The sequence below is a fragment of the Neobacillus vireti genome (assembly GCF_036962465.1).
GTDB classification, from domain to species: Bacteria; Bacillota; Bacilli; order Bacillales; family Cytobacillaceae; genus Neobacillus; species Neobacillus vireti_B.
Genome location: NZ_JBALNF010000013.1, coordinates 211,929 through 233,176, shown reverse-complemented (window position 1 = coordinate 233,176; position 21,248 = coordinate 211,929). Strand labels below are relative to the sequence as shown.

21 protein-coding genes are annotated in these 21,248 nt (G+C 41.6%); 6 read left to right on the top strand and 15 right to left on the bottom strand.

The genetic code is table 11. The features are described 5' to 3' along the window. Positions 1 to 134 precede the first annotated feature (134 nt). The 9 genes from V7077_RS05945 to V7077_RS05905 all read right to left on the bottom strand — a co-directional run bounded on the left by V7077_RS05945 (position 135) and on the right by V7077_RS05905 (position 8,665). Positions 135 to 908 carry an SDR family oxidoreductase gene (locus V7077_RS05945; protein ID WP_335499335.1) on the bottom strand — a complete coding sequence of 258 codons (774 nt, stop codon included), beginning with the start codon at positions 906 to 908 and terminating at the stop codon, positions 135 to 137. A gap of 13 nt (positions 909 to 921) precedes the next feature. Then, a complete protein-coding gene (locus tag V7077_RS05940) occupies positions 922 to 2,127 on the bottom strand; it encodes an acyl-CoA dehydrogenase family protein (RefSeq protein ID WP_335499332.1) in 1,206 nt (401 codons plus the stop codon). A gap of 105 nt (positions 2,128 to 2,232) precedes the next feature. Beyond that, positions 2,233 to 3,411, bottom strand: coding sequence for a thiolase family protein (locus tag V7077_RS05935; RefSeq protein WP_335499330.1), 1,179 nt, complete (start codon positions 3,409 to 3,411; stop codon positions 2,233 to 2,235). Between the two features lie 123 nt (positions 3,412 to 3,534). Further along, a complete protein-coding gene (locus V7077_RS05930; RefSeq protein ID WP_335499328.1) occupies positions 3,535 to 4,683 on the bottom strand; it encodes an acyl-CoA dehydrogenase family protein in 1,149 nt (382 codons plus the stop codon). A 119-nt stretch (positions 4,684 to 4,802) separates the two neighbouring features. Beyond that, positions 4,803 to 5,207, bottom strand: a complete 405-nt coding sequence (locus V7077_RS05925) for a MaoC/PaaZ C-terminal domain-containing protein (protein ID WP_335499326.1) — start codon at positions 5,205 to 5,207, stop codon at positions 4,803 to 4,805. Beyond that, a complete protein-coding gene (locus V7077_RS05920) occupies positions 5,204 to 5,653 on the bottom strand; it encodes a MaoC family dehydratase N-terminal domain-containing protein (protein WP_335499324.1) in 450 nt (149 codons plus the stop codon). The genes V7077_RS05925 and V7077_RS05920 overlap by 4 nt, the downstream gene beginning before the upstream one ends. 18 nt (positions 5,654 to 5,671) lie before the next feature. Further along, the gene (gene fabG / locus V7077_RS05915) at positions 5,672 to 6,436 is read right to left on the bottom strand and encodes a 3-oxoacyl-ACP reductase FabG (RefSeq protein WP_335499323.1); all 765 of its coding nucleotides are present in this window, start codon (positions 6,434 to 6,436) and stop codon (positions 5,672 to 5,674) included. 49 nt (positions 6,437 to 6,485) lie between these two features. Then, complete coding sequence (locus tag V7077_RS05910) at positions 6,486 to 7,664, bottom strand: acyl-CoA dehydrogenase family protein (RefSeq protein WP_335499320.1); 1,179 nt, start codon at positions 7,662 to 7,664, stop codon at positions 6,486 to 6,488. 233 nt (positions 7,665 to 7,897) lie between these two features. Further along, entirely contained in the window at positions 7,898 to 8,665 is a 768-nt protein-coding gene (locus V7077_RS05905; protein ID WP_335499317.1) for an SDR family oxidoreductase, read from the bottom strand. A 165-nt stretch (positions 8,666 to 8,830) separates the two neighbouring features. Here V7077_RS05905 and V7077_RS05900 point away from each other — a divergent pair, with 165 nt between their 5' ends. The 3 genes from V7077_RS05900 to V7077_RS05890 all read left to right on the top strand — a co-directional run bounded on the left by V7077_RS05900 (position 8,831) and on the right by V7077_RS05890 (position 11,461). Further along, complete coding sequence (locus V7077_RS05900) at positions 8,831 to 8,983, top strand: YpzG family protein (RefSeq protein WP_098531610.1); 153 nt, start codon at positions 8,831 to 8,833, stop codon at positions 8,981 to 8,983. A gap of 171 nt (positions 8,984 to 9,154) precedes the next feature. Next, entirely contained in the window at positions 9,155 to 9,658 is a 504-nt protein-coding gene (locus V7077_RS05895) for a GNAT family N-acetyltransferase (protein WP_335499315.1), read from the top strand. Positions 9,659 to 9,802: 144 nt separating this feature from the next. After that, positions 9,803 to 11,461 (top strand): PAS domain-containing sensor histidine kinase, encoded by a 1,659-nt coding sequence (locus V7077_RS05890; protein WP_335499313.1) that lies wholly within the window; start codon positions 9,803 to 9,805, stop codon positions 11,459 to 11,461. A 31-nt stretch (positions 11,462 to 11,492) separates the two neighbouring features. On the opposite strand, the gene V7077_RS05885 is transcribed toward V7077_RS05890, so the two are convergent. The 3 genes from V7077_RS05885 to V7077_RS05875 are packed head-to-tail and all read right to left on the bottom strand — an operon-like array spanning position 11,493 to position 15,451. Then, entirely contained in the window at positions 11,493 to 12,620 is a 1,128-nt protein-coding gene (locus tag V7077_RS05885; protein WP_335499311.1) for a GerAB/ArcD/ProY family transporter, read from the bottom strand. A gap of 21 nt (positions 12,621 to 12,641) precedes the next feature. Further along, positions 12,642 to 13,853, bottom strand: a complete 1,212-nt coding sequence (locus V7077_RS05880) for a Ger(x)C family spore germination protein (protein ID WP_335499308.1) — start codon at positions 13,851 to 13,853, stop codon at positions 12,642 to 12,644. Further along, positions 13,850 to 15,451 carry a spore germination protein gene (locus tag V7077_RS05875; protein ID WP_420489615.1) on the bottom strand — a complete coding sequence of 534 codons (1,602 nt, stop codon included), beginning with the start codon at positions 15,449 to 15,451 and terminating at the stop codon, positions 13,850 to 13,852. Before V7077_RS05875 ends, V7077_RS05880 begins: the two co-directional genes overlap by 4 nt. Before the next feature lie 157 nt (positions 15,452 to 15,608). Between V7077_RS05875 and V7077_RS05870 the strand changes: the two genes are divergently transcribed. Continuing rightward, positions 15,609 to 15,848 carry a hypothetical protein gene (locus V7077_RS05870; RefSeq protein WP_335499304.1) on the top strand — a complete coding sequence of 80 codons (240 nt, stop codon included), beginning with the start codon at positions 15,609 to 15,611 and terminating at the stop codon, positions 15,846 to 15,848. Between the two features lie 30 nt (positions 15,849 to 15,878). Here the strand turns inward: V7077_RS05870 and V7077_RS05865 are convergent, their stop codons facing one another. Then, entirely contained in the window at positions 15,879 to 16,091 is a 213-nt protein-coding gene (locus V7077_RS05865; protein WP_335499302.1) for a hypothetical protein, read from the bottom strand. Between the two features lie 195 nt (positions 16,092 to 16,286). Between V7077_RS05865 and V7077_RS05860 the strand changes: the two genes are divergently transcribed. After that, a complete protein-coding gene (locus V7077_RS05860) occupies positions 16,287 to 17,231 on the top strand; it encodes an aldo/keto reductase family protein (protein ID WP_335499588.1) in 945 nt (314 codons plus the stop codon). A 42-nt stretch (positions 17,232 to 17,273) separates the two neighbouring features. Here the strand turns inward: V7077_RS05860 and V7077_RS05855 are convergent, their stop codons facing one another. Both V7077_RS05855 and V7077_RS05850 read right to left on the bottom strand, forming a co-directional pair. Beyond that, complete coding sequence (locus V7077_RS05855) at positions 17,274 to 18,494, bottom strand: MDR family MFS transporter (protein ID WP_335499301.1); 1,221 nt, start codon at positions 18,492 to 18,494, stop codon at positions 17,274 to 17,276. A gap of 129 nt (positions 18,495 to 18,623) precedes the next feature. After that, entirely contained in the window at positions 18,624 to 18,890 is a 267-nt protein-coding gene (locus V7077_RS05850) for a phage holin (protein WP_335499299.1), read from the bottom strand. Positions 18,891 to 19,058: 168 nt separating this feature from the next. On the opposite strand from V7077_RS05850, the gene V7077_RS05845 reads away from it, so the two are divergent. Next, a complete protein-coding gene (locus tag V7077_RS05845) occupies positions 19,059 to 21,161 on the top strand; it encodes a transglycosylase domain-containing protein (RefSeq protein ID WP_335499297.1) in 2,103 nt (700 codons plus the stop codon). Positions 21,162 to 21,248: the final 87 nt, after the last annotated feature.

The following is a 21,248-nucleotide window of genomic DNA, read 5'->3' as shown; positions in this document are numbered from 1 at the left end:
GTTTCGCAAGTTGGCTCACCTTTTCCGCAAATGAAACCCGCCTATCCGCAAGTTGGCTGATGCTATCCACAAGTTAGCGCCGCTCATCCGCAAATAGGAGCCCGGTTCGCAAGTTAGCTCAGCTTATCCGCAAATCACATTGCATGCGCCCCGCCATCCACCACCAAAACATCCCCCGTCACAAAATCAGAAGCTGGCGATGCCAGAAATAACGCGACCCCCTTCATATCAGTGTCCGAGCCAAACTTACGGAGCGGTGTCCCTTCGAGAATCGCTTCCCCGCCCACATCCAGAAGTCCCTTTGACATCTTCGTTGGAAAGAACCCAGGCGCAATCGCATTCACATAAATTCCCATTGGACCCCACTTCACAGCCAAATCCTTCGTAAAAGTAATAACCGCTCCTTTACTGGAATTATAGCCAATTGCGTTCATCACCCTCGGGTTGCTTCCCTTTAACCCGGCAACCGAGGCAATATTGATAATTTTTCCTGATTTTTGCTCGAGCATCACTTTCCCAACCGCCTGAGACATCAGAAAGGTCCCCGTCACATTTACATTGATCACCTTTTGCCACGCCTCAAGCGGCATCTCTTCCACCGGTGCCCCCCAGGAGGCGCCGCTGTTGTTGACGAGAATGTCAATCCGGCCAAATTTTTCAACCGTCCGCTCGACCACATTTTGTACGTCCTCCGGATTGGAGACATCACATTTCAACGCAAGACTCTCCACACCAAGCTTTTTTAACTCCAAACTCACTTCCTCACAAGCTTCCACCTTACGAGAACAGACGACCACATTTGCCCCGGCTTCCGCAAACCCTTCAGCAATCTGTTGGCCAAGCCCTCTGCCGCCGCCTGTGACAATCGCAACCTTGCCTGATAAATCGAAAAGCTGTTTTACATGCATGTGTGTTTCCTCCTCATCGATATTTTTTTAATTCGTATCTGGCAATCGCACGCTTATGGACTTCATCCGGACCATCCGCTAATCTTAACGTCCGGATATTCGCCCAGCTGGCTGCAAGCGGTGTATCCTCACTTACACCAGCCGCGCCAAATGCTTGAATAGCCCGGTCAATAATTTTCAGCGCCATATTAGGAGCCACCACTTTAATCATAGCAATCTCCGCTTTTGCTTCTTTATTGCCAACCGTATCCATCATGTAGGCTGCTTTCAACGTGAGCAAGCGGGCCTGTTCAATTTCAATCCTTGCTTCGGCGATCCATTCTTGGATCACCCCCTGATCTGAAAGGCGTTTACCAAAGGCAACTCTACTTTGAACACGCTTACATAATTCTTCTAACGCCCGTTCTGCGGCACCAATCGTTCTCATACAGTGATGGATTCTCCCTGGTCCAAGCCGTCCCTGTGCGATTGCAAACCCCTTTCCTTCCCCCCAAAGGATATTAGAAGCCGGAACGCGCACATTGTTATATTCAATTTCCGCATGACCATGCGGTGCGTGGTCATAGCCAAACACAGGTAAAATCCGCTTAATCGTCACTCCCGGACTATCTAAAGGTACTAGAATCATAGATTGCTGTTCATGTGTCGGGGCAGCCGGGTCATTTTTACCCATGACAATCGCTATCTTACAACGGGGATCTCCTGCCCCTGAGGACCACCATTTCGTTCCGTTAACAATATATTCTTCCCCATCACGGACAATGCTCGCTTGAATATTAGTCGCATCTGAGGAAGCGACATCGGGCTCTGTCATCGAAAAACAAGAGCGGATTTCTCCTGCTAATAGCGGCTTCAGCCATTGTTCTTTGTGAGCTTCTGTCCCGTAACGAACCAAAACCTCCATATTTCCGGTGTCAGGCGCGGCACAGTTGAAGACTTCCGGGGCAATCGCGGAACGTCCCATAATTTCACAAAGCGGTGCGTATTCCAGGTTTGTCAATCCGGCACCAAATTCACTCTCTGGTAAAAACAAATTCCATAAACCATGCTGCTTTGCCTTTTCTTTAAGCTCCTCCATAATCGGTGGAATTTTTGAAAAAGGGTCATTTTTATCAATTTGCTCATGATAGAGCTTTTCATTGGAATAAACATAAGCGTCCATAAAGTCTGTCAGCTTTCTCTGCAGCTCTTGGACCTTATCGGAATAACTAAAATTCATTGGTTTCCCTCCTTAACATACCTACTAGTCAGTATGTGTTGCTATTCACATCATAAAGTAAATTTTCAGAATACTCAACCGCCAATCTTACGACAATTTTCTTCCTTACATACGCTCAATCATCATCGCCATCCCTTGGCCGCCGCCGACACAAAGTGTAGCAATTCCTCTTTTTTGCTGGCGCCGTTTTAATTCATAGAGTAAAGTAGTTAAAATCTTCGCTCCCGTCGCACCCAACGGATGACCTAAAGCGATTGCACCACCATTGACATTTACTTTCTCTCTATCAAGCTGCAGCGAACGAATAACGGCTAATGCCTGTGAGGCAAACGCTTCATTTAGTTCGAATAAATCGATCTCATCTAAAGTTAAGCGTGTACGTTCTAAGAGCTTCCTAACCGCAGGAACCGGCCCAATGCCCATTACCTCAGGCGAGACGCCAACAGCTGCCCAATCAACTACTCTTGCCAATGGTTTCAAGCCTATTTTTTCGGCGTGAGCAGAAGAAGTCAGCACCAAGGCTGCGGCTCCGTCATTTCGCCCGCAGGCGTTCCCGGCGGTAACGGTGCCGTTTTCTTTAAAAACAGGATGTAGGTTGCTAAGGGCCTCGAGAGTGGTTTCTGACCGAGGATGTTCATCAATCGTAAAAGTAAATGTACTCTTTTTCCCGGTTAACTCAACGGGAACAATCTCATCCTCAAATCGATTTTCGGAGATCGCTTTTGCGGCGCGGCGCTGACTTTCTAGTGCAAAGGCATCTTGATCCTCACGCGTAATGGCGAATCTTTCAGCGACATTTTCTGCTGTAACCCCCATCCCGAGATTGCGGCCATAAATTTCATGCGGCTGCTGCCCGGTTTCGGAATTAGAATCGATTAATTTAGCAGCATCCCCGCCAAAACGGGAGTTCCTTAGATAGATGGGCGCATTACTCATGCTTTCCGTTCCGCCTGCAACAATAATTTCAGCTTGTTGAGTGAGAATTTGCTGTGCAGCTGAAGCCACTGCCTGCAGTCCTGAGGCACAAAGGCGATTGACTGTAAAAGCGGGTATGTTTTCCGGAATACCTGCTCGTAACGCCGCCACTCTGGCTACGTTCGACGACTCTGTCGATTGCCGCACCTCACCTAAAATCACCTCATCTACTTGACCGGCTGTTATTCCTGCCCTTTTAACCGCTTCCTTTACTACAATAGATGCCAGATAACCTGAATTGATTGTTTTTAAAGCACCTCCGTATCTCCCAACTGGCGTACGGACAGCACTTAAGATGACGATATCCAAGTCTTCATCCTCCTCGTTTTTTATCAGCGGGAAAAGTCTTTCCTCAATGTAAGTGTTTGGTCAAGTGCAAAATCATCTTACTTAAGAATGACCCCTCCGCCTTGCGAGAATACCCATTACCATTTAGCTGTACTCCTTCTCCAGCTGTGCAGCAATAATATTTTTCTGAATCTCTGATGTCCCCTCGTAAATTCTGGTAATCCGAGCATCCCGATAAAAGCGCTCAACCGGATAATCAGCAATATAGCCAAGCCCGCCGTGTATCTGCACCGCTTTATCTGCCACACGGTTATAAACTTCAGAGCCATAAAGTTTTAACATCGCGGCTTCTTTAATCACCTTCATTCCTTGATCCACCATCCAGGCTACCCGATAGGTAAAGGACCGCAATGCTTCGATCTCAACTGCCATCTCAGCCAGCATATGGCTTACTGCCTGATTCACGATGATTGGTTTACCGAATTGAATTCGTTCCTTGGCATATTTCGTTGACATATCTAATAACTTTTGACAGGAACCTAGATTACGGGATGCCAAGCCAGCGCGCCCGTTGGCTAGAATTTTTAAGGCATTGACATACCCCTGTCCTTCTACCCCTAACACATTTTTAACCGGTACCTCACAATTTTCAAAAATTAATTCCGCGGAATGCGAGCCGCGTAAACCCATCTTTTTTTCAACCGCACCTACCTGAAAACCTGGAAAATCTTTTTCGACAATGAACGAGGTAATTCCCTTGGCCCCTTTGTCAGGATCAGTTACCGCCATTACCGTAAACACGCTAGCTGCAGTGGCATTCGTTATATAATGCTTTAAACCGTTTAAAATGTATTTGTCTCCTTTACGAACGGCTGTAGTTTTTAAATTGGCTGCGTTCGAGCCGGCATCAGGTTCTGTTAAGGCAAAGGCGCCGATTTTCTCGCCGCAAGCCATCATCGGTAAATACGTTTGCTTTTGCTGTTCATTGCCCATTTCGACAATCCCGACTGTCCCAATGCCGGTGTGTGCCCCAATCAAGGTTGTATAGCCGTTATGTGTCTGGCCAATTTCCTCATATAGCGCACATTTGCCAACCATCCCAATCCCTAGCCCGCCATACTCTTCCGGTATACTTAATCCAAACAAACCAATATCCTTTGACAGCTGTAAAATCTTTTCTGGAATGTCGTTTTCCTCTTCAATCCTCATCGCCACTGCTTCAACTTCTGTTTGGATAAATTCCCTAACGTTCTTTTTCAAAAATAAAATGTCTTCGCCGAATGCAAAATCCAAGTTGACACCTCCTCAACTGGTGGTTTATGTAGGGCTTTGTCTTTTTTTCAGGTGCTAACAGAAGAAACCCAGCAAAATAAATAGGAGTCACTCTACCTGCTGGGTCTCGTTTCACTAGGTTATTCGTATAGGTGATAGACTACTTTACCTTTTAAGACTTCATTTCCTTGCTGATTCACCGCTTGAACGTTGAAACGCAGTTTTTGATCCTGCTTTTCCATCAATGCTGCTTTTAAGGTCACCACATCATTTAAAAATACCATCCCTTTAAAACGAATCGAGTAATCTTGGACAAATCCTTCTTCATAGGAAGCAGTAAACAGCTTTGCCAAATTGCCCATTGTCCACATCCCATGGGCAATAATTCCTGGCAGTCCAGCTTTTTTCGCTTCATCATCAATGGTATGAATAGGGTTAAAATCCCCGGAGGCTCCTGAATATTTAATAAGATCCATCCGTGAAACCGGTTCAAGCTGCACTTCCGGAAGGGATTCGCCCACTTGTAATTGGGTTAAGGTACTCATTTTACCAACACCTTCCTCACTGCTTCCGAGATGACAATGGTAGAGGTAGAACTAAAGATAATATTTCCGGCTTCATCTTCACCGAAGCTTTCTAATACCAAGAACCCCATTTGACCAAAGTTCCCTTTTTTCTCGAAGTAATTTTTTACTTTGGAATAGCAATAAACTTCTTCTCCAACGACTAATGGCCGCTTATAATGAAAGGTTTGTTCCCCGTGGATTAAACCTTTGTTCGGCAGATTTAAGCCTGATATCACACCATAATCAAAAATCCGAGGAAAGGTTGGCGGGGCAAGGTTGTTTTTATATCTTGAAAGTCTGCCTGTATCTTCATCAAAATAGATTGGATGAAGGTCGCCGATGGCTTCAGCAAATTTCTTGACGGCTCCTCTTTCCACCGTATTTTTCACCTTGTTTGATTGTTTACCGATTTGGTCGTTAAACACTGATCTTCACCCACCTTATTAGCATTTTGGTCCGCCGGCCACATAAATGACCTGGCCATTGACAAACGAAGATTTTTCATCAGCAAAGAAGGCAACAGCATTGGCAATATCAGCCGGTTTGCCGCTTCTGCCCACCGGAATCTGTGCAACACTTGCCTGAATTAACTGATCAAAGGTAATCCCAATTCGGGCCGCCGTTTCTTTGGTCATTTCTGTTTCAATAAAGCCTGGCGCCACAGAGTTAGCCGTGATGCCATATCTTCCTAATTCAATTGCCAGTGTCTTAGTAAAGCCCTGCAAGCCGGCTTTTGCTGCAGCATAATTAGCCTGGCCGCGGTTGCCCAGCGCTGAAGTAGACGAAATATTGATAATTCGCCCATATTTTTGCTCGACCATATATTTTTGCGCGGCCCGTGCGGCATTAAATGAGCCTTTTAAATGTACATCCATGACGGTTTGCCAATCGGAATCCGACATTTTAAATAATAGATTGTCTCTGATGACCCCAGCATTATTGACTAATATATCGACTGAGCCAAACGTTTCATAAACCTCTTTAAAAGCATCTTCTACTTGGGTGGCATCGACTACATTTGCAACCTTTGAATAGACTTCATAGCCCTTTTCCCTTAATTCACTTGCAGTGGCATTTAATGCTTCTTCATTTAAATCAATTAACGCTACTTTTGCTCCCTCTTCGGCAAAAAGTTCCACAATCCCTTTGCCAATCCCTCTGCTTCCGCCTGTTACAAATGCAACTCTCCCTGTAAATCTGCCAGCCATTTCTCTTCCTCCCGATTAGTAAGTATAGTAGATAACGCTTACATTTTTTCTATACGTATTGCCCCACCTTCACATGACCTTTGATTAAGTTGCGGGCGATAATCATGCGCTGGATTTCATCCGTTCCGTCGTATATTCTCCATAATCTTGCTTCACGGTACCATCGTTCAATTGGCAATTCCTTTGTATATCCCATTCCGCCATGAATTTGCAAAACACGGTCAACTACTCGATTGCCCATATTCGAACCATAAAGTTTTGCCATCGAGGCAAGATGACGGTTATCTTCACCTTGATCGAGCGTAAACGCCGCGTTTAATACCAGCCATCTGGCAGCTTCAATCTCAACCGCAGAATCGGCAATTTGCCATTGAATGGCTTGACGTTCGGCAATCGGCTTTCCAAAGGTAATCCGTTCCCGGGAATAATCAATGGCCATTTGCAATAACCGTTCAGCGGATCCGACCGCTCTAGCCCCTACAATCCATCTCGCAAAGCCAATCCATTCCAACCCCAAGTTATACCCTTTGTGTAATTCGCCGAGGATATTTTCTTCTGGAACACGTACATTATCAAATACTAAGCCGGCTGGACCCCATTCCCCCATCGTATGTATATACTCGGATTTCCAGCCCATTTCACGGTCGGCAATAAAGCACGTCACACCTTCACGGCCTTGTGTTTCTTGATGCCTTTGTTTATCGGTAATCGCAATAACCATGACAAAATCAGCTTCATTCCCGCCGGTAATAAACGTTTTTTCACCATTTAATACCCAGTCATTACCGTCTTTAACAGCTGTCATTTTAATATTCCTTGTATCAGAGCCTGCCCCTGGCTCAGTCATGGCAAAACAGGATTTTTTTTCGCCATTAATGGTTGGAAGTAAATATTTTTGTTTTTGTTCTTCATTTCCATAATAAAGAATATTATCTGCAGAGCCGCCAAATGAAAATGGTACAAAGGTTTTTGATACTTCCATTAAGACAATGGCCATCATCATTTGTCCAAGATCAGCACCGCCATATTCCTCTGGCGTATTGATTCCCCAGAAACCAGCTTCCTTAGCTTTTAACTGCAGTTCTTTTAATTTGCCGGGAGATAAACTTGGTCTGCCTTCTCGTTCATTTCTCAATACTTCGTTTTCAAGTGGAATGAGTTCTTTTTCTACAAATCTTCTAATTGTCTTTTGCACCATTTTTTGTTCGTCAGTTAGGCGTAAATGCATTTTTTTCACTCCATTCTTATTCTTGAAATCTAGTTTTTTCTTCTATAAAAGAGTATGCAGGAACAGCAAGATACATACCTACCGGTTAGTATGTCACTCTTAATTTTATTCGGAAATTTCAGATAACACAAGTATTAATTGGCTTTTTAGAAAAAAAATCCTCCGCGCTATAACGACAGAGGATTTACGCTTATTAAAACTTGACAGGACGCTTTTCTTGTCGGTCCGGTCCTTTAGCTGCGAAAGCCTGGGTTATTTTTCAAAAAGTTCTGCCACGCACCTTTAATACCTTGGATGATTTCTTCTCTTGTCGCGTCCAGTCTTTCCTTTGTGCCGCCATAGCCGATTTCTACCTCTCCATTTTCCAGTTCGGCAAAAATCGTGTTGGCAAAGTCTGTTAATGGAGCACCAAATGTATGTAAACCAGCTCCTCCTAGATCAGTGTTAACAGCAGGAGGCAGGATTTCAATGACCTCGATGTTTGTTTCCGCAAGCTGATGGCGCAGTGATGTGGTAAAAGAATGAAGCGCTGCTTTGGTTGCACTATAAACCGGCACCCACACACCAGTCATTACCGCTAATCCTGAGGTTACGTTTATGATGGCTGCCTGCGCTTGTTTTTCCAGATGTGGTGTAAACAGCATGGCTAAATGAATCGGTCCGTCGACATTTATTGAAATTTCATTACGGTAATAGTCCCAATTCTCCTGTGGCTTCAAAAGATTAACTCTCTGTTGGATACCCGCATTGTTAACAAGGACATTTACTTGAGGAAATTCTTTCGTTACCCACTCAAACAGACTTATTCTTTCTTCTTGCTTTGATACGTCGCAAACCTTCGTATGTATATTTGAAAATCTCTCCTTAACCTCACGTAATTTTTCTTCGCGGCGGCCGACAATAATAACTTGATTGCCTCGTTCTAAAAAGCGCTCGGCAAATGCTAACCCAATCCCTGATGCACCGCCGGTAATTAAAATCGTATTTCCAGACATTTTCATTTAAAAATCATCCTTTTTCATCGTTTTTGACTGTCTTTTTATTTTAACGTTTAGTTATTTTTTGATTCATTAAAGATTATTGACTATTTTCCTTCCTTTTTACAAATGATATGAATGATATTCTTTAGAATATCCGTTTCAAATCCTATGATGAGGTGATAGTTGATGAGCTACAGAGATCAATTAGATTCCCAATCGGAGCTTTTTCACTACACTTTTACGAGACCTAAACACACCAAAGCACAGGTGAATGGTCAAACAAGAGTGTCGCAAAATCAGATCATCTTAAGGAGCAATGCTAAGGCCCATCGCTGGTAAGCGGGTGTCTTTTGCATCGAAACGACAAATGGCTGCCAATTTGGCGCTATTTAGGTAAAAGACCCTTTTCGTTTTTGGAAAGGGTCTTTTACTTGCCAATTTTTCTTGTAATAAAAGGTATACCAAGATATCATAAAACCTATCTTAACTAAAATGGAGTGGACCTATCTTATGTATGAAGCGATTTCAATTAGAGATGCAGAAAAAAAAGACATGCCGACCATTATTGACATCTATAACACCACTATTTCTGGACGGATGGTAACGGCCGATTTAGAACCTGTTTCAGTTGAAAATAGGATGCCTTGGTTTAACGAGCACTCAGCCGAGTTTCGTCCCTTATGGGTGGTAGAAATGAACGACGAAATTTGCGCGTGGGTCAGCTTTCAATCATTTTATGGCAGACCTGCCTATAACGCGACCGCCGAGGTAAGTATTTATATTCATCCCGATTATCGCGGGAAAAAGCTTGGCAAGTACCTTATCCAAAAAGCAATTGATGCTTGCCCAACGCTTGGGATTAAGACCTTACTTGGGTTCATTTTCGGACATAATCAGCCAAGCATCAAGCTGTTTACAAGCTTCGGATTTGAAAAATGGGCTCACCTTCCAAATGTGGCAGAATTAGATGGAATCGAAAGAGATTTATTGATTCTCGGAAAACGGGTCTTCTAAAATTATCCAATGAAACCGGATAAGCTTCCATAAAGTAGCAGATTGCTTTTTATTATTCCAAAAAACAACATTTTCTTGTACTATATAGTAGAATGTTTTCTATTATTCTGGGAAACTGGTTCCTGGAAAGAACTGGAGAAGGACATGGATAAAAAAAAGCTGGTTTTCCTTTATATAATAAGCAGTGTGATCTGGATATATGGATCAAACTATCTAATTGAAAAATTTGTCCCATCACCACATATTTGGGTTGTCGAGAGGTCAAAGGAAATCCTATATATCGTTGTGACAGGAGCATTTATTTATTTTTCCTACAGTAAACAAAAGGAATTAACTGATACCCAAGAGGATCAAAAGAAGCTTTCCACCCTGATCAATTCAATGGTTGACTTTGTTAACTTTAAGGATGGTGAAGGCAGATGGATTGAATCAAATGAATTTGGTCTGCAATTGTTCGGTCTTGAAGATGTCGACTATCGTGGAAAAAAGGACTCTGAGCTTGCTGATTATTCCATCTATCATGGCGATGCACTCCGATACTGTGAAGAATCGGATGAACATGCATGGATGAATGGAGGTATAACCCGAATCGAAGAGGTTCTGCAAATGCCTGATGGGACATCGAGAACCTTTGATACCATCAAGGTCCCGTTATTTAATCCTGATAGGAGCAGACAAGGACTAGTTGTAATCGGAAGAGATATCACTGAGAAAAAGGAAATGGCCAAAAGATTAGCTGAAAGCCAGCAGCAATATAAATCTTTATTCGAATACAGCCCGGATATCGTCTATATGCTAGACTTAGCAGGAAATATCACCAATTTAAACCCTTATTTTGACTTGATTACAGGATATAAACGGGAAGAATGGATTGGTCAATCCGTTACAACCTTTTTACCTAAAAAATATAAAAGATTCCTGCCAAACTTTATTCAATCCGTTGTTGGTGAAGTTAAACCGATCATGTATGAAATTAAGATTCCCCATCGGAATGGGAATCCGATCACCTTGCAATGTACATCAGTCCCGATTATGGTGAATGGAAAAATATCCGGGATAATCGGCTATGGCCGTGATGTCACAACTCTAAGAAAAACGGAGGAACGGCTTAGGAGAACAGAAAAGCTTACCGTCGTTGGGGAGCTATCTGCTAGTGTGGCACATGAGATTCGTAATCCACTAACCTCTTTAAAGGGATTTGTGCAGCTTTTGCAAATGGAAGATGAAAAACACCAGTTTTATTATCGAATCATGCTGGATGAACTAGACCGGATTAATCATATTGTCGGCGAACTATTGCTTTTAGCCAAGCCGCAGCATCTTAAATTTTCTACAGCCGACATCCAAAAGCTTTTAAGTGATGTCATTTCGCTATTAAGTACGGAAGCCATTTACTATAATGTACAAATCGTCTCCTCTTTTCCGGAAGAGGAAATCTTTATTGAATGTGAGCCTAATCAGCTTAAACAATTGTTTATTAATATTATAAAAAATGCAATCGAGGCTTCTAGTAAAGGAGGATCGGTTGAAATTGCCCTTCATCCTGTACCAGGTGAACAAGTGATGATTACAGTAAGAGATAATGGTTCAGGTATTTCTAAAGAACGGTTAGCAAAGCTCGGTGAGCCGTTCTATTCTTCGAAGGAAAAAGGAACCGGTCTTGGGTTAACGGTCAGCTTTAAAATTGTTCAAACTCACAATGGAAGCATCCGTTTTAATAGTCAAAAGAATCAAGGAACATGCGTTGAGATCTCCCTGCCGATTAAGCAGAGAACGGCAAAACTGGTCAGTGGGAATATCTAAAAATCAAAAAACTGCCATATGGGTCTGGGTCTCATTCTTCCATGGGCAGTTTTTTTGACTTTTCCTCCTTCTTTTTTCTGTTTCGAAAAAAGGCAATCATTAACAAAAAAGAAGGAATCAAGATTTGAAATGGCCAATGTAAATAGATAGGGACCACTTGAAGTCCCTCTTTAATATGTTCTGCAAAATTGGATGCAATTGTAATCGAAGTAAATAAAACAAGTGCCCCCATTGGAAAGCTTAGCTTTGTATAATTTTTGAATCCAAATATATCAGCGGCGCCAGCCACTGCCGCATAAAAAAAGATGGATATTTTAAAGAAACCACCAATAACCAGATAGAGCATAAAAAGGACATCGAGCCGTTCAATAAAGTTTGCTAATTGGATCCTGCTGATCGTGGATAATAGCGGGAAATTAGCTCTTGTAAATATGGCTGTACCTAATGCCGCAACATTAATGACCGCAGTGATAGTAATATTTATGCCACTGAGAATCATGCCGCCAAGACAAACCCATTTTGCCTTTTTCGAATCATTTAAATAAGGCAGTATCATAGTAAAGACAACCATTTCCCCAAACGGGAAGTTAATGGTTTCCGTTAAGAAAGTGCTCAGCACAGGTTTCAAGCCATTTTCTAAGACGGGGCGAAGATTTTCCAAATGAATTAATCCCGAAAACATGATTAACCCGAACCCTACAAATGCCATCATATAAATGACAATAAAAAACAGCTCTCCTACCCTTGCTATTACTTCAAATCCTTTATGGATTCCATAAATAATTGTAAAAATCATTAAACAATTAATGACAATTAGAGGGGTCGCAGTGTAAATGGTAGAGGCTAATAATTCACCAAAGTCTCGGAGTACCCTGGCAGCACAATAGAGGAAATAAATGATATACGAAACCCCAATCATTCGGCCAATCCATTTACCTGCAATTTTTTGCACATAACTTGTTAGGGGGATGTCTTGATAATATTTATATAATTGATAATAAATTAGAAAGACTGCTAAACCGCCTCCTAATCCTAATAAAATCGCAATCCAGGCATCCTGCTTGGCTCCGGACCCAAGGCCTACGAGGATCGCACTCCCCATTTCAAAAAGAACAATCACCACAAAAAGTTGATAAGCATTAATTTTTGCACTTTCCATACACTCCCCCCCTGCCACAGTTTATTCGTTCATTGAAGACCAAAACGACTTCGTGCGAATTCCTTCGCGTCGAACATAAAAATCTGTTTTCACATTGACCTTTAATGCGGCAAATTCTTCATCCCAATTTTTTTCTAGCTTCTTCCATACAGTAGGATTAGCAATATGAACTCTATCTCCGAAACCAAAAATATCACTTTTAAGTTTTTGGGCGGCTTTAACTGAACCTAGAATTTGCTTGCTTATTTCCTTTTCAACCAAAGTATCGATCTGACCAATAATTTCGGGATTGGTTAAATCGATGTCTGTGTTGGCTTCACTAATCCAGCCCTCACTATCTACTTTAATATTTATTTGCGGCTTTTGATTAATAAACTGAATGGAAACCTTTGTTTTCGAGCGGATTGGTGCCACAACAAGTGCCTTTTTCTGCTTTTTCCATGAAATACTAATATCAGTACTTTTGAGCTTATCTTGAATCCAGATAATTCCTCGAGCTGTGTCACGATTAACCCAGCCCCTTAATTTCCCATCATGAAAAATCGCTAACCCATCTGAAGACAGAAAAGCATCGGTTGTCGTTTTTTCCAGGTTCTCTTTTTGTCTGGCTTTTGATTTAATGCCGACTAGGCTGTAACCATTTAAAAAAGGCTGTTTTCCCTTACTTACTAAACCGGTAAGAAATTCATCAATATTTACCGATGCATTTTCACCCAGCATTGCTTCTGATGCTTTAATCTGTTTAGTAATCTTGTTAACTGGCAGCCTGTCGAGAATGGTAAGGGTCGTTACTATTTCTTCTGCTGTACAGCCTCTTGCGACAACCATCTCCGTCGTGGTTCGAAACTCGGGATCTCGGTCTAGTGCATCTAAAATATAAAGCAGTTCTTTTTTGGCAATCTCTTCACTGATAACAACAATATTGGTGTGTGCATAATAAAGGCGCCGTGACACCTTTTTAGTAGCGTTTCTAGCCGCCTCTGTTAAGGTGTCCCCGGTACTTCGATAAACTGCAATCGGGAGCCCTTGACCTCCCCCGCCTCCATTCTGGCCGGTTGTTACATTACCGGGATTGACAAGTTGAAAAGAGACTTTAAATTTCTTATCCTTTCCCTTATCAATTCCCATTGCCATCACAAACGCCAAATCAGTAAGTTCCTTCTGATTCCAGCATGCACTAAGCATTGGCAATAGCATTAGCATAATCGTTACAATGATTAGACTCTTTTTCATGACTCTTCACCCTGATTACTATTTCCTTCATCAGAACTAGGAGGACCTGGCTTTTGATCTTTTCCGGTCCTAATTATATTTCCTTTCGCAATAAACGGAGGTCTATTTTTCATTGCCCAAATTGGAAAGCGAACAAAAGCATCTTGTTGATTCTTTAAATTAAAAGGTGCTATAGGCATCATGTACGGAATTCCAAACGAGCGCAGTGAACACAAATGAATCGCCATGAACATGAGACCGAGCATCATCCCATAAAAACCTAACATCGTAGCCAGTCCCATTAAGACAAAGCGAAGTAATCTCGCAGCAATGGCCATGGCAAAAATAGGGGTTGAGAAGTTGGCGATGGCTGTGACCGACACGACGATAACCATAACAGGTGAAACAAAGCCAGCTTGTACTGCAGCCTGCCCGATAACTAACGCACCCACAATCGAAACAGCTTGACCAACGGCACGTGGAAGTCTTAATCCTGCCTCACGTAAGATTTCAAAGGTAATTTCCATAATGAGAGCTTCAACAAAGGCAGGAAATGGAACATTTTCTCGTTGAGCTGCGATGGCGATGGCCATGGTGGTTGGAATCATTTCCTGGTGAAACGTTGTAGCAGCAATATAGGTTGCTGGTCCTACCAGGGCAATTAAAAAAGCAATAATTCTAAGAAGTCTAATTCCTGTTGAGATATCAAACCGAGAATAATAATCGTCTGGCGCCTGAAAAAATTGCACAAATAAGGCTGGTGCTGTCAGCACAAATGGTGATCCATCTATTACAATCGCAACTCTTCCTTCAAGCAGCTGTGAAGAGACGACATCTGGCCTTTCCGTATGAAAAGTGGTTGGGAATGTTGTCCATGCCTGATCTTCAATTAATTGTTCAATATATCCTGATGAGATAATGGAATCAATATCGATTCTTTGTAATCTTTTTTTAACTTCCTTCACAATTTTATCGTTACTAATTCCCTTTATATATATAATTGCAATATCCGTTTGGGTAACGGTCCCAATCTTCATCGATTCTAACCATAAATTTGGGCTTTTTATCCGCCTTCTGATTAACGCTGTATTGGTTCTTAAGGTCTCTGTAAATGAATCCTTTGGGCCTCGGATAGATAGCTGTGTAGTAGGTTCTGTGATTGAACGCTTTTCCCAGCCCTTTGTTTCCGCACTAATCGCTTTCGTGCACCCATTTATAAAAATGACCGTATTTCCAGATAGCAAAGAATCATAGACTTGATTCCAATTATCGATCGATTGTACGCTTCCCATGGCAACCGCTTTATCGACGAGATATTGAAATATATCCTGATGTTCTGGAATTACTGTTTTCTCCATAAAAGGCTCTAATAAAAAATCACTAATGCTTACGGTATCTACAAGTCCATCAATATAAATCAATGCAGCCTTATGACTACTGACTGTGATATTGCGAATCGTAACGTCAGAACTATTTCCTAATTCCCCTTTTATTCTTTCTAAATTTTCTTTAATATCCCGCAGGATGGGCAATTCCTCTGGCTTAAGTGGATCTTGTTTTTGCCGATAATTATCATTCTGCCGATTCTGTTGTTTCTTTTTCAATATTTGTGACAGGATTGACACAAGCCTCCACCCCATTTCCAAGAGTTTGATAATGGCTATTTTCCCCAAAAACCACTCCAATATCCATTCGAGCAAAAATACTTCAGGAAACACAGTATAAGGAGTTTTATAAATCTGAATACTATTGGTAACATGAATGAGGGTGAACAATATGAAAGCCATAATGGTTGTTTTTATCTTAGCTGGCGGGATGCTCGGCTTAATTATTCTTCTAGATTTCATTATGGGTACCGAGCCTAAATTGCTTATCTGGAAGGCCCTAAACCCTTTCCGGGTTATGGAACCAGCGGAATACGTAATTGTTTTTTTATTTGCCCTGTTCTTTAGCATTCGATTGGTTCAATCTTTCCTTAAAAAGATGAGAAAACAGCGTGAGTCAAAAACCAACTGACAAGTTTATAACAAAAAGAAAAGAACTCCATTATGAGCTGGAGCTCTTTTCCTGATTAGTTGCCTCGACCACAATTTGTTTGTTTCGTTTAAAAAACCTTAAAACAACCAACCATCGGTTTTTCCATTTTCCTCTCATTTCAACGTTTTTTCCATATACATACCGATTCCAACTATAGTAAATCGATTCCTCTAACACGACAAACAGGAAGAATGCCGCTGTCATGATTAGCCAGACTGACATATCCAGACCCCTTTTCTATCGGTTCCTCATTTCTTATTTTGCCACTCATTCAAAGGTGCATGGTCTATTATGTTAAATTTTTCCTATTAAGCTATATAGTTTATCTTATCAAAGTTTTTCCAATTTGTAGACAATTTGGGCGTTTTTATTGTATTTTTATTTTGTGCTTCGAAATTTTTGGGAGGAGTGGATATGATGGAATACCGTCGTTTGGGGAACACAGGATTGAAGGTTAGTGAAATTAGTTTGGGCAGCTGGCTTACATATGGAGGATATGTCGAGGAGCAAAATGCTGCCGCCTCAATTGACAAGGCATACGATTTGGGCATTAACTTTTTTGATACGGCCAATGTTTATATGCGCGGGGAAGCGGAAATTGTTGTTGGTAAAGCGCTTAAAAAATATGTCCGTGATTCCTATGTACTGGCAACCAAGGTTTTTTGGCCAATGGGCGATGGACCAAATGACCGTGGTCTTTCTCGAAAGCATGTTATCGAACAATGTCATGCCAGCCTGAAACGCCTAAATACTGACTATGTGGATATTTATTATTGCCACCGTTATGATCCAGAAACCCCGCTTGAAGAAACCCTAAGGGCATTAGATGACCTTGTCCGTCAGGGAAAGATATTATATGTAGGTGTTAGTGAGTGGACCGCCGAGCAAATTTCCGAAGCCGTTCATCTTGCAGATAAAAGATTACTTGACCGTATTGTCGTAAATCAACCACAATACAGCATGCTGCAACGCTATATTGAAAAAGAGGTCATTCCTGTCTCCGAAAAACATGGAATCGGCCAAGTAGTATGGTCTCCGCTTGCTCAGGGAGTATTGACTGGTAAATATAAAAAAGGGGAAAAAGCTCCTGAAGGCAGCCGGGCAGCCCAAGAAAATTATAAGGGTCTGTTTGGCTTGTTAACAGACGAGAATCTTGATCGTGTCGAACTTTTAAAAGAGGTAGCCGCTGACAATGAACTTTCCTTAGCTAATCTAGCACTAGCCTGGATATTACGGCAAAATAATGTCGCAAGTGCATTAGTGGGTGCAAGCCGCCCTGAACAAATGGAAGAAAACGTCAAAGCTTCTGGTGTTAAACTAAATGCCGAAACATTAGCGAGAATTGAAGATATTCTAAGATAATCGTAAGAAATGCCTCCTAGGTACTGTGGAGGCATTTCTTTTTTAGAGAACTTTATGATTAACCTTATTCATTTTTACGAACGACCTGTTACCGCTTAAAAAGAAGATGATACTGAAAAGGGTAATGATTGCGATGACTAAAAACATGATTTGCCCCTGAAAATGAGTGAGAAGAAAACCCCCAAAAATTGGTCCTAGGAAGTTTCCGATTTTTCGAAATTGTCCTGCTCCAAAATAGGTTCCTCTTAAATGCTCCGGTGCCAGTTGATCGATCATTAAACTATTAGAGGGAAAAATTAAGATTTCACCAAAGGTTACTAGAACCATAGCAATAACCGCTGTAATCCAGCCATTCACAAAACTAAAACTGATTAACCCTGCTGCCATAAAAAACGATCCAACAAACATCACTTGCATTAATCTAAATTTTTCGGCTAAATGACTAATCGGCATTTGCAGGAACACGACCATAATCGCATTTATCGTTAATAGGCTTGAAAAAATAACGACTCCATTTTCAAGTTTCCCTTCTAACACCTGTGGCAAATTAGAGTCAATTTGCGCGTAGCCGATATTAATGAGGGTAATGCCAATAATGAGATACTTTAAAGCTTTATCCGTTCGAATTATTCTAAAGGCATCAGCGAAAGAAACGTTCTTCTTAATTTGTTGCCCTTGGGTTTGTATCACTAGCTTATTTAAAAAATACACCAAAACCAGTGCATAAAATAAATAAGTCGTTCCTGTAATTGCAAACGATAACTTAGCAGAGGTAGTCGCTAAATAAGCACCAATTAAAGGGCCAACTGAAGCACCGATATTCATGGCCGTATACCGTAAGGAATAAACCTTCATCCTCCTCTCCTTATCAGTTAAATCCGCCATCAATGCTTGAGAAGTCGGTTCGAAGAAAGAGTTGCTCAGTCCATTTATGGCGTTTAACAGAATAAACCAACCTTGTCCTCCCGCTACCGTAAATCCGTAGTAAACAAACGCGACAGCAAATAGTGAGATCAGCATTACTGGTTTACGGCCAAACCGGTCCGACAAATGTCCGCCGATAAATCCCCCGACTGTCCCCATTAACGGACTTATCCCTACCGTTAACCCAATGATAATCGGCGAAAGATCCATCGTTCTTGATAAATAGATGGATAGAAACGGTAAAGTCATAAAGGCCGATCCCCTTGATAAGACTGTACCAATTAATAATACCCATACAATGGGATGAAACTGACTAATATAGTTTTTTATTTTAAGCATTATGTAAGCCTCACAATCTTAAAGGTTCATTTTCTAGTAAACCAATTTATGGAATATATGTAAAGATTCTTTTTACACTTTTTACAACAACGAAGCCAGTATCATTTAGATACTGACTGTCAGTCCAGATTATTTAGGCTCTTTGTATTGTAACGCTTGGTCGCTGTCTCTAACTCCTTTAGTTGTAGGATCTTGAATAATACCAACCATAGACAACAACACAAACACTGCATTCACAATGGTTAAAATCGAGTTTTGAAATGCATCGGTTAATTGAAAATGAATAAGTCCCATCGAGTTCAAGCCGGCAATGACCATTTCTGCTATAATCATTATTTGAGAAATAAACGCAATGACCCAATTCCGGTTTTTAAATCGGACTTTCCAGTTAATCACTTTCTCCACCCCTTCCATATCCTTTTTCTACTACTATATGCTTATGAAATGGAAAGGTTGTCCACGGTTATCACGTGGTTGGTGCCATATATCTAAATATTGGTCTTTTTAGTTGATAAATTCTATAATAAAGAAATCGAAAATTCCTTATGAAAGTTAGGAGATAGCATGGAAAAATTACAGCCCTTTTGGGGAATGATCGTTCGTTTCTGGAAAAGAAGGCATCTAACCCAAATTATTTTATTATTACTTCTTGTCGTAGTTTTAGTAACGATTGCTTATTTTGGCTGGCTGGCATCTAGAGCAAACGTGGATCAATTAAAACAGGGCTTAAGTCAGCCAACGATTATCTATGATAAAGACGGAGAGGTTGCCAGTAATGTGGCTACAAATCGTACGAAAGGGATCACGATTAGTGAAGTACCTAAGTATGTCCCTAATGCAGTAGTGGCGATTGAGGATGAACGCTTTTATGAGCATGGCGGCTTTGATATACGAGGAATCGCCCGTGCCCTTTTTGGGAACATATTCGCAGGAAGGGTTACGGCCGGCGGTAGTACGTTAACACAGCAGCTAGCTAAAAACGCCCTGCTCTCCCCTGAAAGGACCTATAAACGGAAGGCAGAAGAATTGTTTTTAGCTGTAAAAATTGAAAAGGTTTATACCAAAGATGAGATTCTGCAAATGTATTTAAATCAGGTTTATTTTGGCGGCGGTGCTTGGGGGATCAGCAATGCCTCGAAAAAATATTTTAATAAGGATATTAAGGATGTGACCATCAGCGAAGCAGCAATGATGGCAGGCCTTTTACACTCGCCGAACTATCTTAACCCTTATAATAACTATGATTTAGCGATGAAGCGCCGAAATGTTGTCTTAGCAAAGATGAAAGAACAAGGGATGATTACGGCCAATCAGTACAATACAGCAAAAAATGAAAAGATTAAGCTGCACGATGGCGGCGGAAGTACGATTGAACGGAAATATCCATATTATGTCGATGCTGTTTTAAATGAGGCCATCTCTAAATATGGGTTAACCCAGGATGAAATTTTAACCAGAGGCTATCGGATTTATACTGAAATGGATCAAAATCTGCAAGCTGGACTTGAAAATGTTTATAGCAAAAATTATCTGTTCCCTAGGGGAATGGGCGGGAAATTGGTCCAAAGTGGTTCGGTTCTAATGAATCCTGCCTCTGGAGGTGTACGAGCCCTCGTCGGCGGGCGTGGGGAGCACGTTTTTCGTGGTTTTAACAGGGCCACCCAATTACAGGCTCAGCCAGGGTCCTCTATTAAACCTTTGGCAGTCTATACTCCTGCCTTAGAAAGTGGCTATCAATATTCCTCTAAGCTTGAGGACAAACCCATCACTTTTGGGAACTATAAACCGGAGAATTTCTCAAAGACATTCTCTGGCGAAGTGCCAATGTACAAGGCCCTTGAGGAATCGCTAAATGTTCCAGCCGTGTGGCTATTAAATAAAATTGGCTTAAACAAAGGCTTGGATTCCTTAAAGCGGTTTGGTATTCCTGTAGAAAAAGAAGACGAAAATCTTGCTGTTGCCTTGGGTGGTATGAGTAAAGGTGTTTCTCCTGTGCAAATGGCCAATGCCTTCTCAGCGTTTGCTAATGGGGGCAAGCGGGAGGACAGTCACTTAATTACTAAAATTGTCGGTCCAACAGGAAATGTAATCGCCGAACACCAAGAAAAGACGACTAAAGTAACCACTTCAAAGGTTGCAAATGACATGACTTCCATGTTATTGAATGTAGTTGAGACGGGAACAGGAAGAAAAGCTCATATTCAAGGTGTCCAGATTGCCGGTAAAACAGGCTCTACCCAACTGCCCTTTAGCGGGGTAAACGGAACGAAGGATCAGTGGATGGTAGGGTATACACCGAACCTTGTAGGGGCAATTTGGATTGGCTATGATCAAACGGACAGACAGCATTATCTGCCAAGTGCTAGTTCATCCAATGTTGTACCGATTTTTAAAGAGATTATGCGGGAATCTATTACCCATCTTCCTCATCAGAGTTTTGAAGTGAGCTCAATCAATGCCCAGCTGGCTGGTGAAACGGCAGTTAAAAAGAGCATCAATGATCAAGCGAAGGCCATTGGGGCAGAATTGAATGATAATGCGAAGAAAATTGGTTCCACTATAAAAGAGCATGCACCTGAGTTGAAAAATGGTCTTCAAAAGGCCTTATATACGATTGGGGAAGGGATAAATGCCTTAATCGATAAAGCAAAAGAGCTTAGTAAATGACGAAAAAACTCCAGTAAATAACGAGGGCACTGAAAAAGCCAACTAAATTTTAGTTGTATATGTAATTTGTCTGTTGATTTCCGCTCC